This is a genomic window from Nitrospirota bacterium, from assembly GCA_016214845.1.
In the GTDB taxonomy this organism is placed as follows: Bacteria; Nitrospirota; Thermodesulfovibrionia; order UBA6902; family UBA6902; genus SURF-23.
Genome location: JACRMS010000009.1, coordinates 1 through 15,066, shown reverse-complemented (window position 1 = coordinate 15,066; position 15,066 = coordinate 1). Strand labels below are relative to the sequence as shown.

Here is a 15,066-nt window from a genome sequence, read left to right as displayed (position 1 = left end):
AAGGGGCGTGACCCCTTATTAGAACGGCAATGAGCAGGGAAAGGTCCCCGGCTGAGCCGGCATTGTTAATTGTAAGGGAGGGAATAAAATGGGAACCTTATCACCTAACATTCTGAAGCTGTATTCTTATTTTTCTCATCTTTCAGACGGCGCACTGGGGGCGCTTTCTTTGAAGCTTGAAATCGTTGAGCTTCCCGAAGGGGCGGTCATCATCAGGGAAGGCTCCCCCGCGGATTCTTTTTACCTGGTGGAGAAAGGCGAAGTCGAGGTCTTTAAAAGCACCAAATGGGGACAGGAGGCCAGGATAACATCCCTGAAATGTGGAGAAGGTTTCGGCGAGATGGCCTTGCTCACTTGCTCTCCACGTTTTACTTCCGTCACCGCCAAAACGGATGTGAAACTCTACAAGCTGTACAAAAAAGACTTTGATGAGATTGTCCAGATAGATTCAGCCATTTCATGCATTATGGGTACGAAGGCCCATGCCTATTCCGAATACAATAAAATAAAAACTCTCCAGCCCTTCGCTCTTCTTGAGCCGGAAAAGATGTTTGCCCTGTCCGATAAATTCGTAGAGAAGAATTATGCCTTCGGTGAAGATATTATCAGAGAAGGTGAGGTAGGAGACGCGTATTATGTTGTTAAGTCCGGGAAGGTGGCGGTCATAAAGAAGGAAAACAGAGAAAGCCCGGAACAGGTGGCTGTGCTTAGTGAAGGCGAGGGATTCGGCGAAGAGGCCTTGATCTCCGGCAAGCGGCGCAGCGCAACGTGCCGTGCGATAGAGGACACAGTTGTACTGTCGCTTTCCAGGTCCGACTTCGACAAGACGGTAAAGGCTTCGTTTCTTGAACATGTTTTCCCTGAAGATATCACTCCTGAGGATTTAAAAAATATCATCTTTATCGATACAAGGTTTCAGCCTCAGTATGAGGAGGAGCACATACAGGGAGCGATCAATATCCCGCTTGAATTTCTGCGCAAGAGATATACGGAGCTGGATCCGTCAAAAGAATATTATACATACTGCGGCATGGAGGCCTGGGGATTTCCAGCTGCCTTCATTCTGAAAAGCCTGGGGTTTAAAGCTAAAGGCATACGCGGTGGTTTGAGCGCCTGGGAAGGCCCTGTGGGCGGGACCAAAGATGGCATCCATCTTCCCCAGGACCCCGGAGAATGAAAATGGTCATAGGCGAAAAAGAAAAACAGTTAATAGAGAAATTTCTCAGAAGGGTCCCACTGTTCAGCAGTTTTTCCGATAAGCATCTCAATAATATAATTGACGATTTTAAAATCATCTCCGTTAAAAAGGGCGATGACGTTGTTTTCCAGTCTGATGAAGGAACTGACCTTTTCATTGTCCTCAAAGGGAAGGTGAAGGCAAGCCTCCTCGGCCCTGACGGAGAGGAATTTGTCCTGACTACCTTCAACGAAGGAGATTTCTTCGGCGAGATGAGCCTGATAGACGGCAAGTCCCGCTCCGCAAACATCATGGCAGAAGCGGCAACGTCCCTTGCCGTGTTAAAGCGGGACAGGTTCATCGGCACGATGAAGCAGGACCCTTCGATCGCCATCAACCTGCTTTCCATTCTGGTGGAAAGGCTGAGGAAATCCGACGAGGTGATAGAGTCCCTTGTATTTCTCGACGTCAGTGAAAGGCTCATGAGGTTCCTGATGCATAACGCGGTGAAGGAAGGCGGGAGGGACAAAAACGGCACTTTCAAAATTAAAAAATATACACATAAAGAACTGGCTTCAAGCATAGGGGCATCAAGAGAAGCAGTGTCAAAGGCGCTGAAGGTCCTGTCAACCAAGGGGACAGTGACGGAAAATGAAGGTTATTTTTTAATTCAACCGGACAGTTAATCAAGCGGTGAATTTTACCTTTACCCAAAGCGGGCTGTCCGGTACAGATTCTTTCAGTTGTTGAATTTCAAATAAAGAAAAAGCTCTTATCATTCACAATGACAATTAGAATGAGGGGCAATTGATTGACGGACTTAACCTGAGTGTAAATAAATTCGACAAAGTGTAAACCTTTAAAACATTTCGGCGTTCTCTAAGGAGTCTCATTTTTAATAGTTTATTTAAAAATCAATAGATTAAGCATGTGGCATGTCGCTTGCTGATTAATATAAGATTTACTTAATTGACAAGCATGGTATTGAACCGAAGGCAATGAATATTATCTTTGAAAAGAAAATATTATTGCGTGAATTTTACCTTTACATGGCAAGCCGTTCAATATATATTAAACCGCCATTCAAATTCAACCAAAATCTGAAAGTAAAAAGAGGAGATGATATGAGAAGAAGTATCCAGGTGGTTGCAGTATGTATGCTTCTGTTGTTTACTGCTGTAGCGCATGCAAATGAAGCAGGCTATCAGAAGCACGTTGCGAAAGGTGTATTGGGCCTTGAAAAAGGTGGTTATTCTGACGCCGAGACAGAGTTCAGGTCAGCTCTTAAAGAGAAACCCGGGGACCCTGCGGCAACTCTTTACCTCGGCATTGCCCTCAGCCGCTTAAACGGTAAAGAGGCTGAGACGGTCCTTCTAAAGGCGCTTTCATATAACACTCATGAGCCGAGGACAAATCTTGAACTTGGAATATACTATTACAACAGGGGCAGAGATGATGAGGCGAGGGAGTATTTTGAGAATACCCTGAAATACGGGCGGGACACAGAGTTTGCCGAAGATGCCAGAGGATACCTCATGCTTCTTGCCGGCACAGGGAAACCCAGGCCCTGGTCGGTAAATTTTTCAGTCGGGGAGCAGTATGACAGCAACGTTGTCCTTGGCCCGGAAGACGGGACCCTGTCAAGCAATGTTTCAAGGGAATCAGACTGGAGGACCGTATTATACGGGAAGGGCAAATACAATTTTTATAAAGACCGGAACATTGAAGGCTCTGTTGCTTACAGTATTTACCAGAGCCTGCACAGCAGGCTGAATGAATTTAACGTGACCCAGCACCTGTTTGAGCTGAAAGGCTCATACCTAATCTCACCTGTGTTGACCCTCAAGGGACTATATTCCACGGAATATGCATACGTTGGCTGGGATGATTATGATTATGCTTTTTCGATATCGCCTTCGCTTGTGATCTCTGAGGGCGCGGGTCTGTCAACGGAGATTGAATACAAATATAAACGCACCCGTTTCATGGATTCCGACCTTTTTGAAGATAACTCTGACAGGACGGGTGAAGATAATATTGTGGGCGTAATACAGAATGTTCCTGTCAATGATTTTATCTCAGCGAAGGCCGGTTATTACTATAACGAAGATGAGACAGCAATGACTTTCTGGGATTACAGGGGCAACAGAATATTTACAGAATTAAGATTCCGTTTTCCCGCCGGGATATATGCCGGCCTTAACGGGGAATACTACAACAAGAGGTATAAAGACTCTGCAAAGGCAGCGGATGACAACAGGGAAGACAGGATATACACAGCCTCTGTCTCAGCTTCAAAAGTATTCATGGAGAGATACAGCGTGACGGCAGGGGAGCAATACACAAGGGACGATTCAAATACAGAGGCATATGATTACGAGCGCTGGGTAACGAGTTTATTTCTGAATGTTAAGTTTTAAATAAACATAAACGGAGGTTTAAAAAAATGAGAACGGGATGGAAAGCGGCATTGGTTTTAATGGTCCTTGGCATGTGTTTTTCAGGTCCGGCATCTGCGGACAATGAGGTGGGCGCCATAGTCGCCGTAAAGAACAAGGCGGTCATCGGGAGGGAAAAACAGGAGCTCGATGCAAAGGCGAAAGACGGCATACTTTCTATTGACACAGTCACAACCTTTGAAGCCTCAAGGGCGAAGATGCTTTTTAAAGACGACAGCGTCCTTACGCTCGGAGAGAAATCAAAGCTGGTCGTAAAAGAATACATGTTCAACGAGGGCAAGAGAGGGAAATCGGTATTCAATCTGATCGACGGAAAGCTGAGAACAGTCGTAGGCAACACGGACCTTGAAATACACACTCCTACGTCAGTAACTGCGGCAAGGGGAACTGTGATACTTTCCGAAACGTGGGTAAAAGGCGGGGAACAATGTAAGCGAATAATGGACAGCGGAGAGAAATTTTCTCCTGACAGCGGGTGTAAGCTGTGCGCAACTATCGTAAGCAGGGAAGGGGATGTCGAGGTCAGGAACATAGATGAGAATGTTAAGGGAGATGTACAGTTGCAGCGCGGCTGGAAGACTGACGTTTGTGAGGGAGAGCCGCCTGCGCAGCCTGAATTGGCTACGGCGTCTCTTATGGACAGGCTCTCCAGCGATACCGACGTAGGCTTTTATGAGATAACTGTTCAGGAGGCTGTTGAGACAGCCCTGGTTTCATCTCCGTTTACCGGGACAGGCGCGCCTGAGACCCTGCCCCCGATAGAACAGGGAGCATCAAAGGCAAAAGAGGTAATACAGTCGATAGAAGATCAGCCTTCGATGGAAGATATAACTTCGGTCCAGCCTCCGGTTGAACCGCCGATAGATCAGCAGCCGCCGACAACATCACCTGTAAGCGTACAAGTTGTATTTCCATGAAAAGGAGAGACAGGCATATGAAAAAATTCATGACAGCAATTATTTTTATCCTGATGGTTATAAGCCTCACCGGCTGCAGCAGCGGCGGCAGCGGGTCGTCAGGAGGAAAATCTAATGTCACTGTCACGGTCGGCAAGAAATCGCTGGCAGCAATTAACAGGGAAGCAGGCAAAGCGCTCTTTGCAAAAGCTGCAGATTTCTTCAAATTTCTTCTGCCTGACGAAGCAGTAGCTGCATCCAGTTCAATACCGTCAAATGTCAAAACGATAACATTCACAATTCAGGGTCCAGACATGACCACTTTAACGAGGGAAGTGGACACATCGGGCCGGATGGAAATGGTTGAGTCATTCGATGTGCCAAACGGCCCCGGCAGGATATTTACAGTAGAGGCAAAAAATTCATGCGGCAGTATTATCTACAAAGGGACAACTTTTGCCGATATCAATGGAGCAGAGTCTGTTACTGTAGTCCTTGCAGATAATATCAACAAGTTTTACTACGATATTACTGGATTAATCTCCTCCTCAACAGGCACATATTCTACAAGCAGGGCCTTCGGCTCCGGTTCATCATCGAATGTGAGCGCAAACGGGCTGATAACCATAAACGGTGAAAGTTCGATCACGCTGAATGTTCCCTGCGAGTTCAGAGGAGGGTCTGTAATGGAGCTTCAGGTGAATTACGTTAATGCCGGCTCCTCACGCTTCACAATCATAGACGATAAAGACAACGAAATCGCAAACAGCGCTCTGAACGGAGATGATAAAGATCACAATACCTACACCTGGCAGGTCCCGGTGCAGGATACTGAAACCCTAACGATTCTTGCCGGTTCGAATGTAAACCTGAATGCGTATTTGAGCTTTTTGCCGATAGAGACAAAAGGCAATTCAGGTGTTTATGTTGCCGACATACGTCAGGGGTCAAGCCGGATTAATACGGAATTGACAACTGATACTGTTACAGAATGGGGCGGCGGCACCAACTGCATATCCGTTCCGGCAAACTTCTGGGGCAGTGACAGCGAGGAGGGTACTTGCATTGAAGGCGGCAACGACCTCGTCTTTAATGTCTCCGACGTCGTATCCGGAATGACAGAACCTGTAATGGAGATCAATTTCGGAAGAGAAGAGGACAGAGGGACAACCATTTCTCTGTATGATGATGAGGGTGTTCTGGTCGGATCGTACTTTTCCGACTCTGAAGACGACGAGGAAATGGGACAGACCTTCATTGTTAATGTTACTGATTACAAGAACAGTTCATATTTCAGGATAAACTCGGACTGTGATTCTTTTATTAATCCATTTGTAAAGCTATACGACGCGGCCTCGGTGTCGGGCAAAGCGGTGCTGCTTGATGTGCAGGTGGAAGGAAGCTATTACGAAAGCCATACCGGAGAGATCGATTTTTATCGGACGTCTGACGATTATCCGGGTTATGTGTTTGGTTACAATGAAGACTCAGACCTTGAATACAGGGCCCCCCACTGGATGGCCCTCGGTGAAGGAAGCGGCACGCTGGTCTTCAGTGTCCCTGAAGCAGTCAGGAATTTCAGTAATCCTGTTCTTGAGATAGTGCATTTCGCGCCGGAAAGCGACATGACGGACATGGAATTTTACCTGCTTGACGAAAGCGATAATGAAATCGCCCATATTCAATTCAACCAAATGAATTGCGATTTCGGGGATGGCTGCGGCGGTGTGCTGAAAAACCAGATACCGCTTGGCTCCTATAAAAATTCTTCCCTATTAAAACTCAGGGTCCCGGGCGGAAGCATTGCGGCCTTCCCCGGATTCATCAAGATATTCGATGCCGAATCAGGCAGCACCTTTCCCAGGGAGGGTCACATACTCGATGCCAATACGGTGGCGTTGTGGCGACTGGATGAAGTCTCTGCTTCTTTCGACGCTGCTGATGAAACCGGCAGTTACAATCTCACTCAATTCGGCAGCCCTGATATTATTTCCGGCCAGATCGGCAACGGACGTCTTCTGGACGGGAACTCCAGGTTCTTCCAGAGACTTGGTGATGCCAATCTTGGGACAGTCTTCAATGGCGATTGGACCTATGAGGGCTGGGTCTACCTTGACCCGTCATTTAGTGCGAATTCCATTCTTTTTATCTACAACGGTCTTGCCTTTTCATTTAATCAGCCCGACACCATTCTTGCAGAAGTCGGGGTCAATTCGAGCAGGAAGGTCAATTGGCAGCAATGGCATACAACCAGTACTTATACCGAGGGCCTTTCCAATACCACCCTTCAGACCGGACAGTTCTACCACATCGCTGTTTCAAGAACTGCGCAGGGCGGCAACCTCTTCACTTACCGCCTGTATGTGAACGGGGCCATCGACACGACGACAACCGACGTAGCAGGACTGTCCTACGCTGTGTCAGGGGCTTCGCATTACATTGGTCTCGGTTGTTACACCGATATTGCCGGCTTTAGGGTAGGCAGCGCCGTATTCAATGGCCTCCTCGATGACACCCGCATCAGCAATGTGGCCCGCAGCGATGCAGAGATTCTACAGTCTTACCAGCGGGGGATGTGAGGGAAGAATGAAATATTTTATTGAGGTGTTAATAAGCCAAATTTAATATACAAGGGAGAATATGATCATGAGAAGATTATTAATGATTGTCGCAGCAATGTTGTTGTCGGCGGGCCTCGTTGCCTGCAGCAGCGGCGGGGGCGGAAAGTCAGGAAGCGGCACATCGCTTGTGACTGTAAAGGTCAGTGACGGCGGGAAGACCGCAAGTATGGCAATAGAGAAGAACACAATTTTTGCGCAGGCGAAGAAATTTTTTGAGGGCCTGATAAAGTCTGATGAAGCGTTTGCCGCGGTGCCTTCAGGCGTAGCGAAAATTTCTTTCACCATAGACGCATCTGACATGACAGCAATGACGCGGGATGTGACGACATGGCAGGGCGATGTAACGGAGTCGTTCGATGTGCCTAACGGCAGCCGGAGGCATTTTAATGTCTTAGCGTATGACAGCAACAATACGCTGCTTTATACAGGTGAGAAATATGAAGACCTCGACGGCAGCAGTAAAATTGTCACTGTAAATATGGTTGCTGTTGAAACAGACGAATGCTCTTTTCAGGAGACTTCGTACTCGTGGGAAGGGGTCACGGAGGCTGAGTTAGAGAATTCGGGTGATGACGTTTATGATGTTTATACACTGCCGTGGGCGTTTACGTTTTACGGCGTTTCCTATAATCAGATAACCGTTGATACCAACGGCAATATCTGGTTTACATACGTATATTCAACTTCACAAAATGACTATGAATACGACCTTGCCACAGGCAGCGGGCAGGGACCTGTTATAGCGGCGTGGAACCTGGACCTGAGTTCAGTTTATTATGGATTTGGATACAGGGTGCAGCACAAGACTTCGCCCGAGAGAATTGTTATTGAATGGGAGACCGAAACCTTCGATGATGAAGACTTCGATAACTATAACAACTTTGAAGTAGTTCTTTTTCAGGACGGAAGGGTCCGGATTGATTACAATAACTTTGAATGCTCAAATTGCGGCGATTACGGCTCAGGCATAAGCAAAGGCGACGGCATCAATTACCAGAGCATCACAGATCAATTTGGCAGTGTCTACACACTTGGAGGCAGGAGTTTTCTTTTCTCCACAACTGACACCTGTGCACCGTCAATGTCATGTGATCTTTATGTTGACGTGAATACCGGAGACGATGTAGAAAATAACTGCACAAATCCGGGCAGTCCCTGTCAATCGATCACCTATGCGCTTACACAGACAGATGGGAATGAGACGATCTGTGTGGCGGCAGGATATTATCATGATGGAGAAGAAATGGGGGGAAGTGAGTCTTTTCCGCTTCGACTCAAGACCGGGACAAGGCTCTACTGTCAGGGAGCAAATTATACAACAGAAATTGAAAATGACTGGTATTGGTGGAACGGTGCAATCGTCGGCGCAGAGGGGGCCTCTGTAGAGGGTTGCAGGATAACAAACAGCAGCCCGGCTGTAAACGACAACGAGTATGTCATGACAATTAACAACAATCTGATTGATGGCGGCTGTTCGGGAATAGAGGTCAGCAATAGTTCAACGGTAACCAATAATACCATACAAAACATGGACTGGAGCGAATGTAATAATGCAGGGATATATATCAGCGGCGGCAGCCCGGATATATCCGGCAATACCATAACCGGCAATACTAATATTGTAGGTATATGGATCAGGGCTAACGCCACCCCCACGATAACAGACAACACAATTACCAATAACGATACAGGTATCAGTGTATCCGATTCCGCCAATCCTGAAATCAACAGAAATGTGTTGAGCTGCAATCACCAGGGCGGAGCATCAAACCTGGTAAACAATACCTCTAACGCTATAAATGCCAGAGACAACCAGTGGGACTATGACGATCCCACTCCAAAGGTCAGCAGCGGTGAATGCTACTGGGAAGATATCTGTGAATTGGGGGGCGGAAGCACAGACTACACAGGCTTTTCGCTGGCGCCGTCTCCGTGCCAGGATTAGAGATTCTTGGTATCTGAAGTGTCAATAAGAAGGGCAGGCAGTTTGCCTGCCCTTCTTTCTGTTATATGTGAAAATTACCTTGATTCAGGATAGCGAGTATAGGATAATAAATCAGTTTACATTTTTTCCCTTCACTATATAAAAGCAAACGAGTTCACGATTGTCTCAGTGTGTTAAAATAACGCCATATGACTGACGGAATAACAGTACGCATATTAGGTGATTCAGGCCCTTTCTCCAGGGATGGAAAAAGCATCGGCTACCTTGTCACCATCGGGCAATCAGACTTTATGCTGGACTGCGGGGCAGCGCTGTTTCAGCAGATCGGCGGAAAGGGGCTCAAGCACTTAAACAAGCTTATTATCACCCATTGCCACGATGACCACAAGAGATGGTTTACCGATCTTGTTATTTTTCACAGGTACGCCCCTGACATAACCGAAAAAGTCCACCTCTTCGCGTCTGAAGAAGTCACAGGCGAGCTTTGCAGGATGTCGGAGCCCGCGCTTGACAGGACGCTGTCAAATGATTGCAAGACCATAATTGATGTCCCGTGCAACGCGTATGTTAATTTCCAGACCCTGGGCCCTTTGGCTAAATATAAAATTGTAGCCAAGACACAGGGGAAAGGGAGATTTCAGCTTTGCGTTGTTGACGGGGCTGGGAATTTGATCGGGCCTGAAAAGGCGAAGGTAGTTATCAGCTCAAAGACCAACAGGCCCAGGCTGCTCTTCAGGGACCCTGAATACAGGGAATGGGTCGAACCCGAGAGCTTCTACCCTTATTCGTCATCAATATTCTATGAAGAGGACAAGAACATTTACACAGGTCCGGAAGGTTTTACCATTGAGGCTGTCAAGTCTCCCGTATGGCACGGCCTGCCGAATATCGGGATAAAGTTCAGGACCGCTTCCGAGACATTGATCTTCAGCTCCGACACGGTCCATGATACTGCGCTCTGGAAAGAACTTTATTCAGAGAAAAGGACTCAGCGCCTGAAGATGTCAAGGATGGAATTTGAAGCCGCCTATTTCATCCAGGGCGACATCAATGATTATATAGAACGCACGTGGAGCGAAGAGCGCTACAAAGACGCGGTCAACGCATTTAAAGACGCGGTCGTTATTCACGATGTCTCAGTGCGCGACAGCGTGGTCCACACAAGTTATAACAGGCTCGGCAATACAGTCCTTGATAAGCGGAAAACGATCCTGACCCACAGCCCCGACACGCTGACTTCTGAATGGGCCTTGTGCTACCCCGATAAGAAATTCAAAGTTGTGCGGGACAGCTATTTCGAAATTGCAGGAGAAAACCTCTATCCCATGAATGCCGACGTTTATCATAAAGAAGATGGCAAGTATTATGTCGGCTACAAAAATGAAACCGGCAGTTACGCGGTATATCAAACCGGCGGGATGCTTCATCTCGCTTCCGCCTCAGGCAATTCAGGGAAGAAACTTTTCAACATTGATCTGTACGAAGATATATCCGGCAGGTATTATCCAAAGCTGGAGGACAACGGTTCGGTGTATAAGAAAAGAGAGGACGGACAGGTTGAGCTTGTCAGGACCACTGCTGAAGGCAGCAGAGGGGAAATAGTCTCCGATCACAGGGAAAGCCTTTTGAAGAAAGAAGCAGAACAAATTAACCTACAAAAAGCAGTTAACCACAGAGACACAGAGTCCCCGGGTTGAAAAATAACAGAAAGAACCAAGACGCATCTTCACCGTGGTGGTGACATAAGTTTTCCCGGATTGCTTTTATTTTCTCAGTGTCTCCGTGCCTCAGTGGTAATGAACTGCTGTTTTTAGGATTAAGTAGAAGCTATGAGTAAACTGATAGGTAAAGCAGCCTTAATCGTCCCGCTACTAATCACTCTTGTCTTCATCGTCCTTGCCGCTAAAAGCCCACCAATTGTAGATGACCATATTGAGACCCTTCTGGTTGATTACCGGTTTAAGATAAGAAATGTTTTTGTAACGCCCACCATACCTGAAGATATTCTCACTGTTCTGGTCGATGAAAAGAGCCTCCAGGAATTCGGCAGGTGGCCGTGGAACAGAAAGCTCCAGGCAGAACTTATCAATAAGATATTTGAAGGACAGCCAAAGGTAGTGGGAATTGATATTTTCTATCCCGAACCGGAATCTCCGGAATCCGACAGCGCCCTTGCAGAAGCTTTGAATAAGCATAAAGACAGGCTTGTTGTCGCCCTGGGTTTTGATGTGGAAGAAGGCAAAGATTTCAAAGGTGAAGTGGACAATGTCATTTTTGAAAACGCGGTCAGCAGCATTAAGGAGCTCAAACAGGTCAGGCCGGTTACGGCAAGCAGGGTGCTTCTGCCTCCCGGACCGATTGCGGGCGCAGCGACATTCGGTCATGTCTATTCACTTGCGGACCGGGACGGAAAGCTCAGGTGGGAAACCCTTTACATCAAATACGGCGATGAATATATCTTCTCTCTCTCTCTCAAGACTGCGGCCATAGCGCAGGGTATGAACCTTGACAAAGTCAGCATTATCGGCGGGGCCGGGATTGATTTCGGCGGGACATTAATACCGTCGGATGAATTCGGCAGGCTTCACATAAATTACATCGGCAGGGAAGGGAGCATTATTCACAAATCAGCGGCAGACGTTCTCAGCGGCCGCGTGCCAAAAGATGTATTTAAAAACAGGATCGTATTAATCGGGACGTCGGCCATGGCAACTTATGATCTAAAGGTCACGCCTTTTTCAGCGAACATGCCGGGCGTTGAAAAGAACGCGACGGTCATCGCAAATATAATCAACGGCAATCCCATAAAGAAAGCCCCCCTGCACGTTGATCTCCTCGCGGTATTGTTTGCAGGCGCGGCCGCATTTTTCATTGCCCGCAGGAAGAGGGCGCTTTACGCGTTTCTTTACTATATTTTTCTGACCGGGCTGATCGTAATTGCGAACGTGGAGGTCTTTATTTTTTACAACACGCGCGTCAACATGATATACCCTCTCCTGACGGTATTGAGCACTGGGACCTTCATCATAAGCTACCAGTATTTCATAGAGGAAAAAAAGGCAAAGGAGATCAGGAAGATGTTTTCAAGCTATGTCACAGAGAGGGTGGTCAATGAGCTGATACGAAACCCCGAGATGGCGAAGCTTGGCGGCGAGCGGAGGGAGATAACGGTGCTGTTCTCTGACATCAGCGGGTTCACATCGTTCTCCGAAAAACACGAGCCTGAAGAAGTCGTGGCGATGCTCAATGAATATCTCGGGGCGATGACCGACGTGATCTTCAGATGGGAAGGGACCCTGGACAAATTTATCGGCGACGCGATCGTGGCCTTCTGGGGAGCGCCGATGAGACAGGAAAACCACGCAGAGCTTGCCGTGCGGTGCTCGCTTCACATGATCAAGCGTCTCGAAGAGCTCAGGCAGAAGTGGATAGCGGAAGGCAAGACCCCGCTAACAATCGGGATAGGTTTAAACACAGGAGAGGTGATCGTGGGGAACATAGGCGCGGAGGGCAAGAAGATGGATTACACCGTTATCGGCGACCACGTGAATATCGGGGCGAGGGTCGAGTCGCTGACGCGGAAATTCAACACGAATATTTTAATAACCGAACTGCCCTTCAAAAAGATCATAGAACTTGTGAAGGCAAGCAGGATAGGGCATGTCGCCATAAAAGGGGTCGGCAATGTAATTGTTAAAGGCAAGGAAAAACCGATAAGGGTCTACGAAATCAAATCCCTGGACCCGTCGGCCCGGTCAGTAATTACCGAATGCGAGGAGGAGACGGTCATACATCTGAAAGAGAAATGATAATGCAAAGATATGATATAATCTTTGTAAATTCAAAAGATTTTTTTTGCGCTGTCACCCTGGACCTTGTGCTGAACTCGATTCAGTATTGATTCAGGGTCTCATGATATGGGGGATTTTTAGATGCTGAAACAAGTTCAGCATGACAAATTTACGGGCGGGACACGATGATTATTGATACATTAAAAAAAAGCGAAATATTTTCTTCTCTCAACGAATCCGAGATAAAGAAGATGAGCTCTCTATTTGAAGAAGTGAAGTTCAAAAATGATGAGACGATCTTCATAGAGGGCGATCCCTCGGAAAAGTTTTATATCCTGTCTGAGGGGAACGTGAAGGTGCTGAAGCACACGATGATGGGCAAGGACATCATCCTGGAGATCATGTCGCCCGGGGATGTCTTTGGCGGGGTCGCCGTCCTTGACAAGAAACCGTATCCCGCGTCCGCCCAGGCCATGGAATCCACGACCGCTATCAGGATCAGCCGCCAGAACCTTATTAAGATAATGGAAGAGTATCCCATACTGAAGCTTGAGATAGTAAGATACTTCAGCGATAAACTCAGGGACGCCCACGAGATGCTGAAGAACATAGCCACTGAGCGGGTTGAAAAAAGAATAGCGGCGCTGCTCCTGAAACTCTCCGAGAAGGTGGGCGTTGAAGACGACGGTTACAGGAAAATAAATTTCCCCCTCACCCGTCAGGAGATCGCGGAAATGGTCGGCACAACTGTTGAGTCGTGCATAAGAACAATGAGCAAATTCCAGAAACAGGGCATGATCAAATCCGCAAGCGGGAGAATAGCGATAAAGGTCGTTTCATTGAACAGATTTCTTGAGGAATAGAAATAATTTCACAACGAATTAATTGAACAAATAACTTCTGGGGAAAGGCAGGCGGGCCATGATCAAAAAAATTCTTGCAGCATCAATCCTTTTGTCATCTCTTTGTCTAACAAGCCATGCAGACGCGAAGGTGAAGATCTACCTCGATGAAACGAAAAAAGAATACATAAATGCCGATAAGCTTGACTGCGATGTCTATGAAGGAAGCGCGGGCATAACGATTGGCTTCAAGGCGGGCAATATGCTTTTCAGCGTAGGCCCCGAGATCACCCTCGGCAAGGAGAACAGCATAAACTGGGACAAGCTGGTGCAGGGGATCATAGCGAGATACAAAGAGCTTTGCACGAGGTTTAATTCAGGAGCCATCACAATGAAGGCTTATAACGAGCGGCTGAAAGAAATAGACGCCATCGCAAAAGAGGCCCTTGAGTTCCAGCAGAAAATGATAAAGAGAGTAAAAGACGAATCAAAAGACGCCTTCAAAGAATTAGACGCAACTGTTAAAAAGGAAGAACCAGCGACTTCGGATAATATAAGCAAGGGCCTGGAAAATATCAGCCTGAAGATCAAAACGCTGCCGGCGATAGAGGGGGAATAGGGAAGAGAAGCCACCTGCCGGCTTTAACTTTGAACCCAAAATTTTAACTTGCCAATAATTCTTTGTCACCTGTCCTTTCGGACAGGTGACAGATGTTTTCAAACCTGCTAACTTAATCCATCTGCAAATTTTCTTTTCAAATATTCTTTAAGGGGGGACGACCCATGAGGAAAAGCTTAATCGCAGCAAGCAGGCAGGCGTATTCAATTTTTTTTGTTTTCGTCTTATTAATCTCAATCCTTACAGCTTCTCAAATAAGAGCCGAGGTGCTTGGTCCCGGTTGGTTCATGGGAACGGCTGAACCCGTCAGTCCTGAAGCGGCAACGGCTTACTTTAATTCCAAACAAGGAAGAACAGGGGTACAGGGAACAGTGGGTGTTATGGGCGTTGCTTCTTTCGCTACTTCCGCAACTGTGATATCCGATGAAATTAAGGAACTCGCACGCGGCCTGCAATATGACCCAAAATTGATTTATGATTATGTCCATAATCACATTGACTACGTACCTTATTTCGGCTCTCTAAAAGGGGCGACTCTTACTTATCTGGACGGCAGCGGGAATGATTTTGATCAAGCGTCGTTGATGATTGCGTTGTTGACAGAGAGTAAGACTTATAATGCGGGCATCGGTGCGATTCAGTATGTATACGGTACAATGACCATCCCGAATTATTATGCATCCGGCAACTACGACTTGCAGCACTGGCTTTCCGTG

General features: G+C 47.1%; 11 protein-coding genes. All 11 read left to right on the top strand.

The genetic code is table 11. The annotated features are described in order from the left end of the window. The first annotated feature begins 88 nt into the window (after positions 1–88). A complete protein-coding gene (locus tag HZB61_02435) occupies positions 89–1,177 on the top strand; it encodes a cyclic nucleotide-binding domain-containing protein (protein MBI5055466.1) in 1,089 nt (362 codons plus the stop codon). A 2-nt stretch (positions 1,178–1,179) separates the two neighbouring features. Further along, positions 1,180–1,863, top strand: a complete 684-nt coding sequence (locus HZB61_02430) for a Crp/Fnr family transcriptional regulator (GenBank protein MBI5055465.1) — start codon at positions 1,180–1,182, stop codon at positions 1,861–1,863. A 438-nt stretch (positions 1,864–2,301) separates the two neighbouring features. Beyond that, positions 2,302–3,597: a hypothetical protein gene (locus tag HZB61_02425; protein ID MBI5055464.1), complete on the top strand. Its 1,296-nt coding sequence runs from the start codon at positions 2,302–2,304 to the stop codon at positions 3,595–3,597. A gap of 26 nt (positions 3,598–3,623) precedes the next feature. After that, the gene (locus tag HZB61_02420) at positions 3,624–4,553 is read left to right on the top strand and encodes a FecR domain-containing protein (GenBank protein ID MBI5055463.1); all 930 of its coding nucleotides are present in this window, start codon (positions 3,624–3,626) and stop codon (positions 4,551–4,553) included. Between the two features lie 17 nt (positions 4,554–4,570). Beyond that, positions 4,571–7,111: a LamG domain-containing protein gene (locus HZB61_02415; protein ID MBI5055462.1), complete on the top strand. Its 2,541-nt coding sequence runs from the start codon at positions 4,571–4,573 to the stop codon at positions 7,109–7,111. 67 nt (positions 7,112–7,178) lie between these two features. Next, the gene (locus HZB61_02410) at positions 7,179–9,098 is read left to right on the top strand and encodes a DUF1565 domain-containing protein (GenBank protein MBI5055461.1); all 1,920 of its coding nucleotides are present in this window, start codon (positions 7,179–7,181) and stop codon (positions 9,096–9,098) included. A gap of 188 nt (positions 9,099–9,286) precedes the next feature. Continuing rightward, positions 9,287–10,795, top strand: coding sequence for a hypothetical protein (locus HZB61_02405; protein ID MBI5055460.1), 1,509 nt, complete (start codon positions 9,287–9,289; stop codon positions 10,793–10,795). Positions 10,796–10,927: 132 nt separating this feature from the next. After that, positions 10,928–12,907, top strand: a complete 1,980-nt coding sequence (locus HZB61_02400; GenBank protein ID MBI5055459.1) for an adenylate/guanylate cyclase domain-containing protein — start codon at positions 10,928–10,930, stop codon at positions 12,905–12,907. Positions 12,908–13,074: 167 nt separating this feature from the next. Continuing rightward, positions 13,075–13,752: a Crp/Fnr family transcriptional regulator gene (locus tag HZB61_02395; protein MBI5055458.1), complete on the top strand. Its 678-nt coding sequence runs from the start codon at positions 13,075–13,077 to the stop codon at positions 13,750–13,752. Positions 13,753–13,810: 58 nt separating this feature from the next. Continuing rightward, positions 13,811–14,350: a hypothetical protein gene (locus tag HZB61_02390; protein MBI5055457.1), complete on the top strand. Its 540-nt coding sequence runs from the start codon at positions 13,811–13,813 to the stop codon at positions 14,348–14,350. A 164-nt stretch (positions 14,351–14,514) separates the two neighbouring features. Further along, a partial coding sequence (locus tag HZB61_02385) for a transglutaminase domain-containing protein (protein MBI5055456.1) occupies positions 14,515–15,066 on the top strand: 552 nt, incomplete at its 3' end.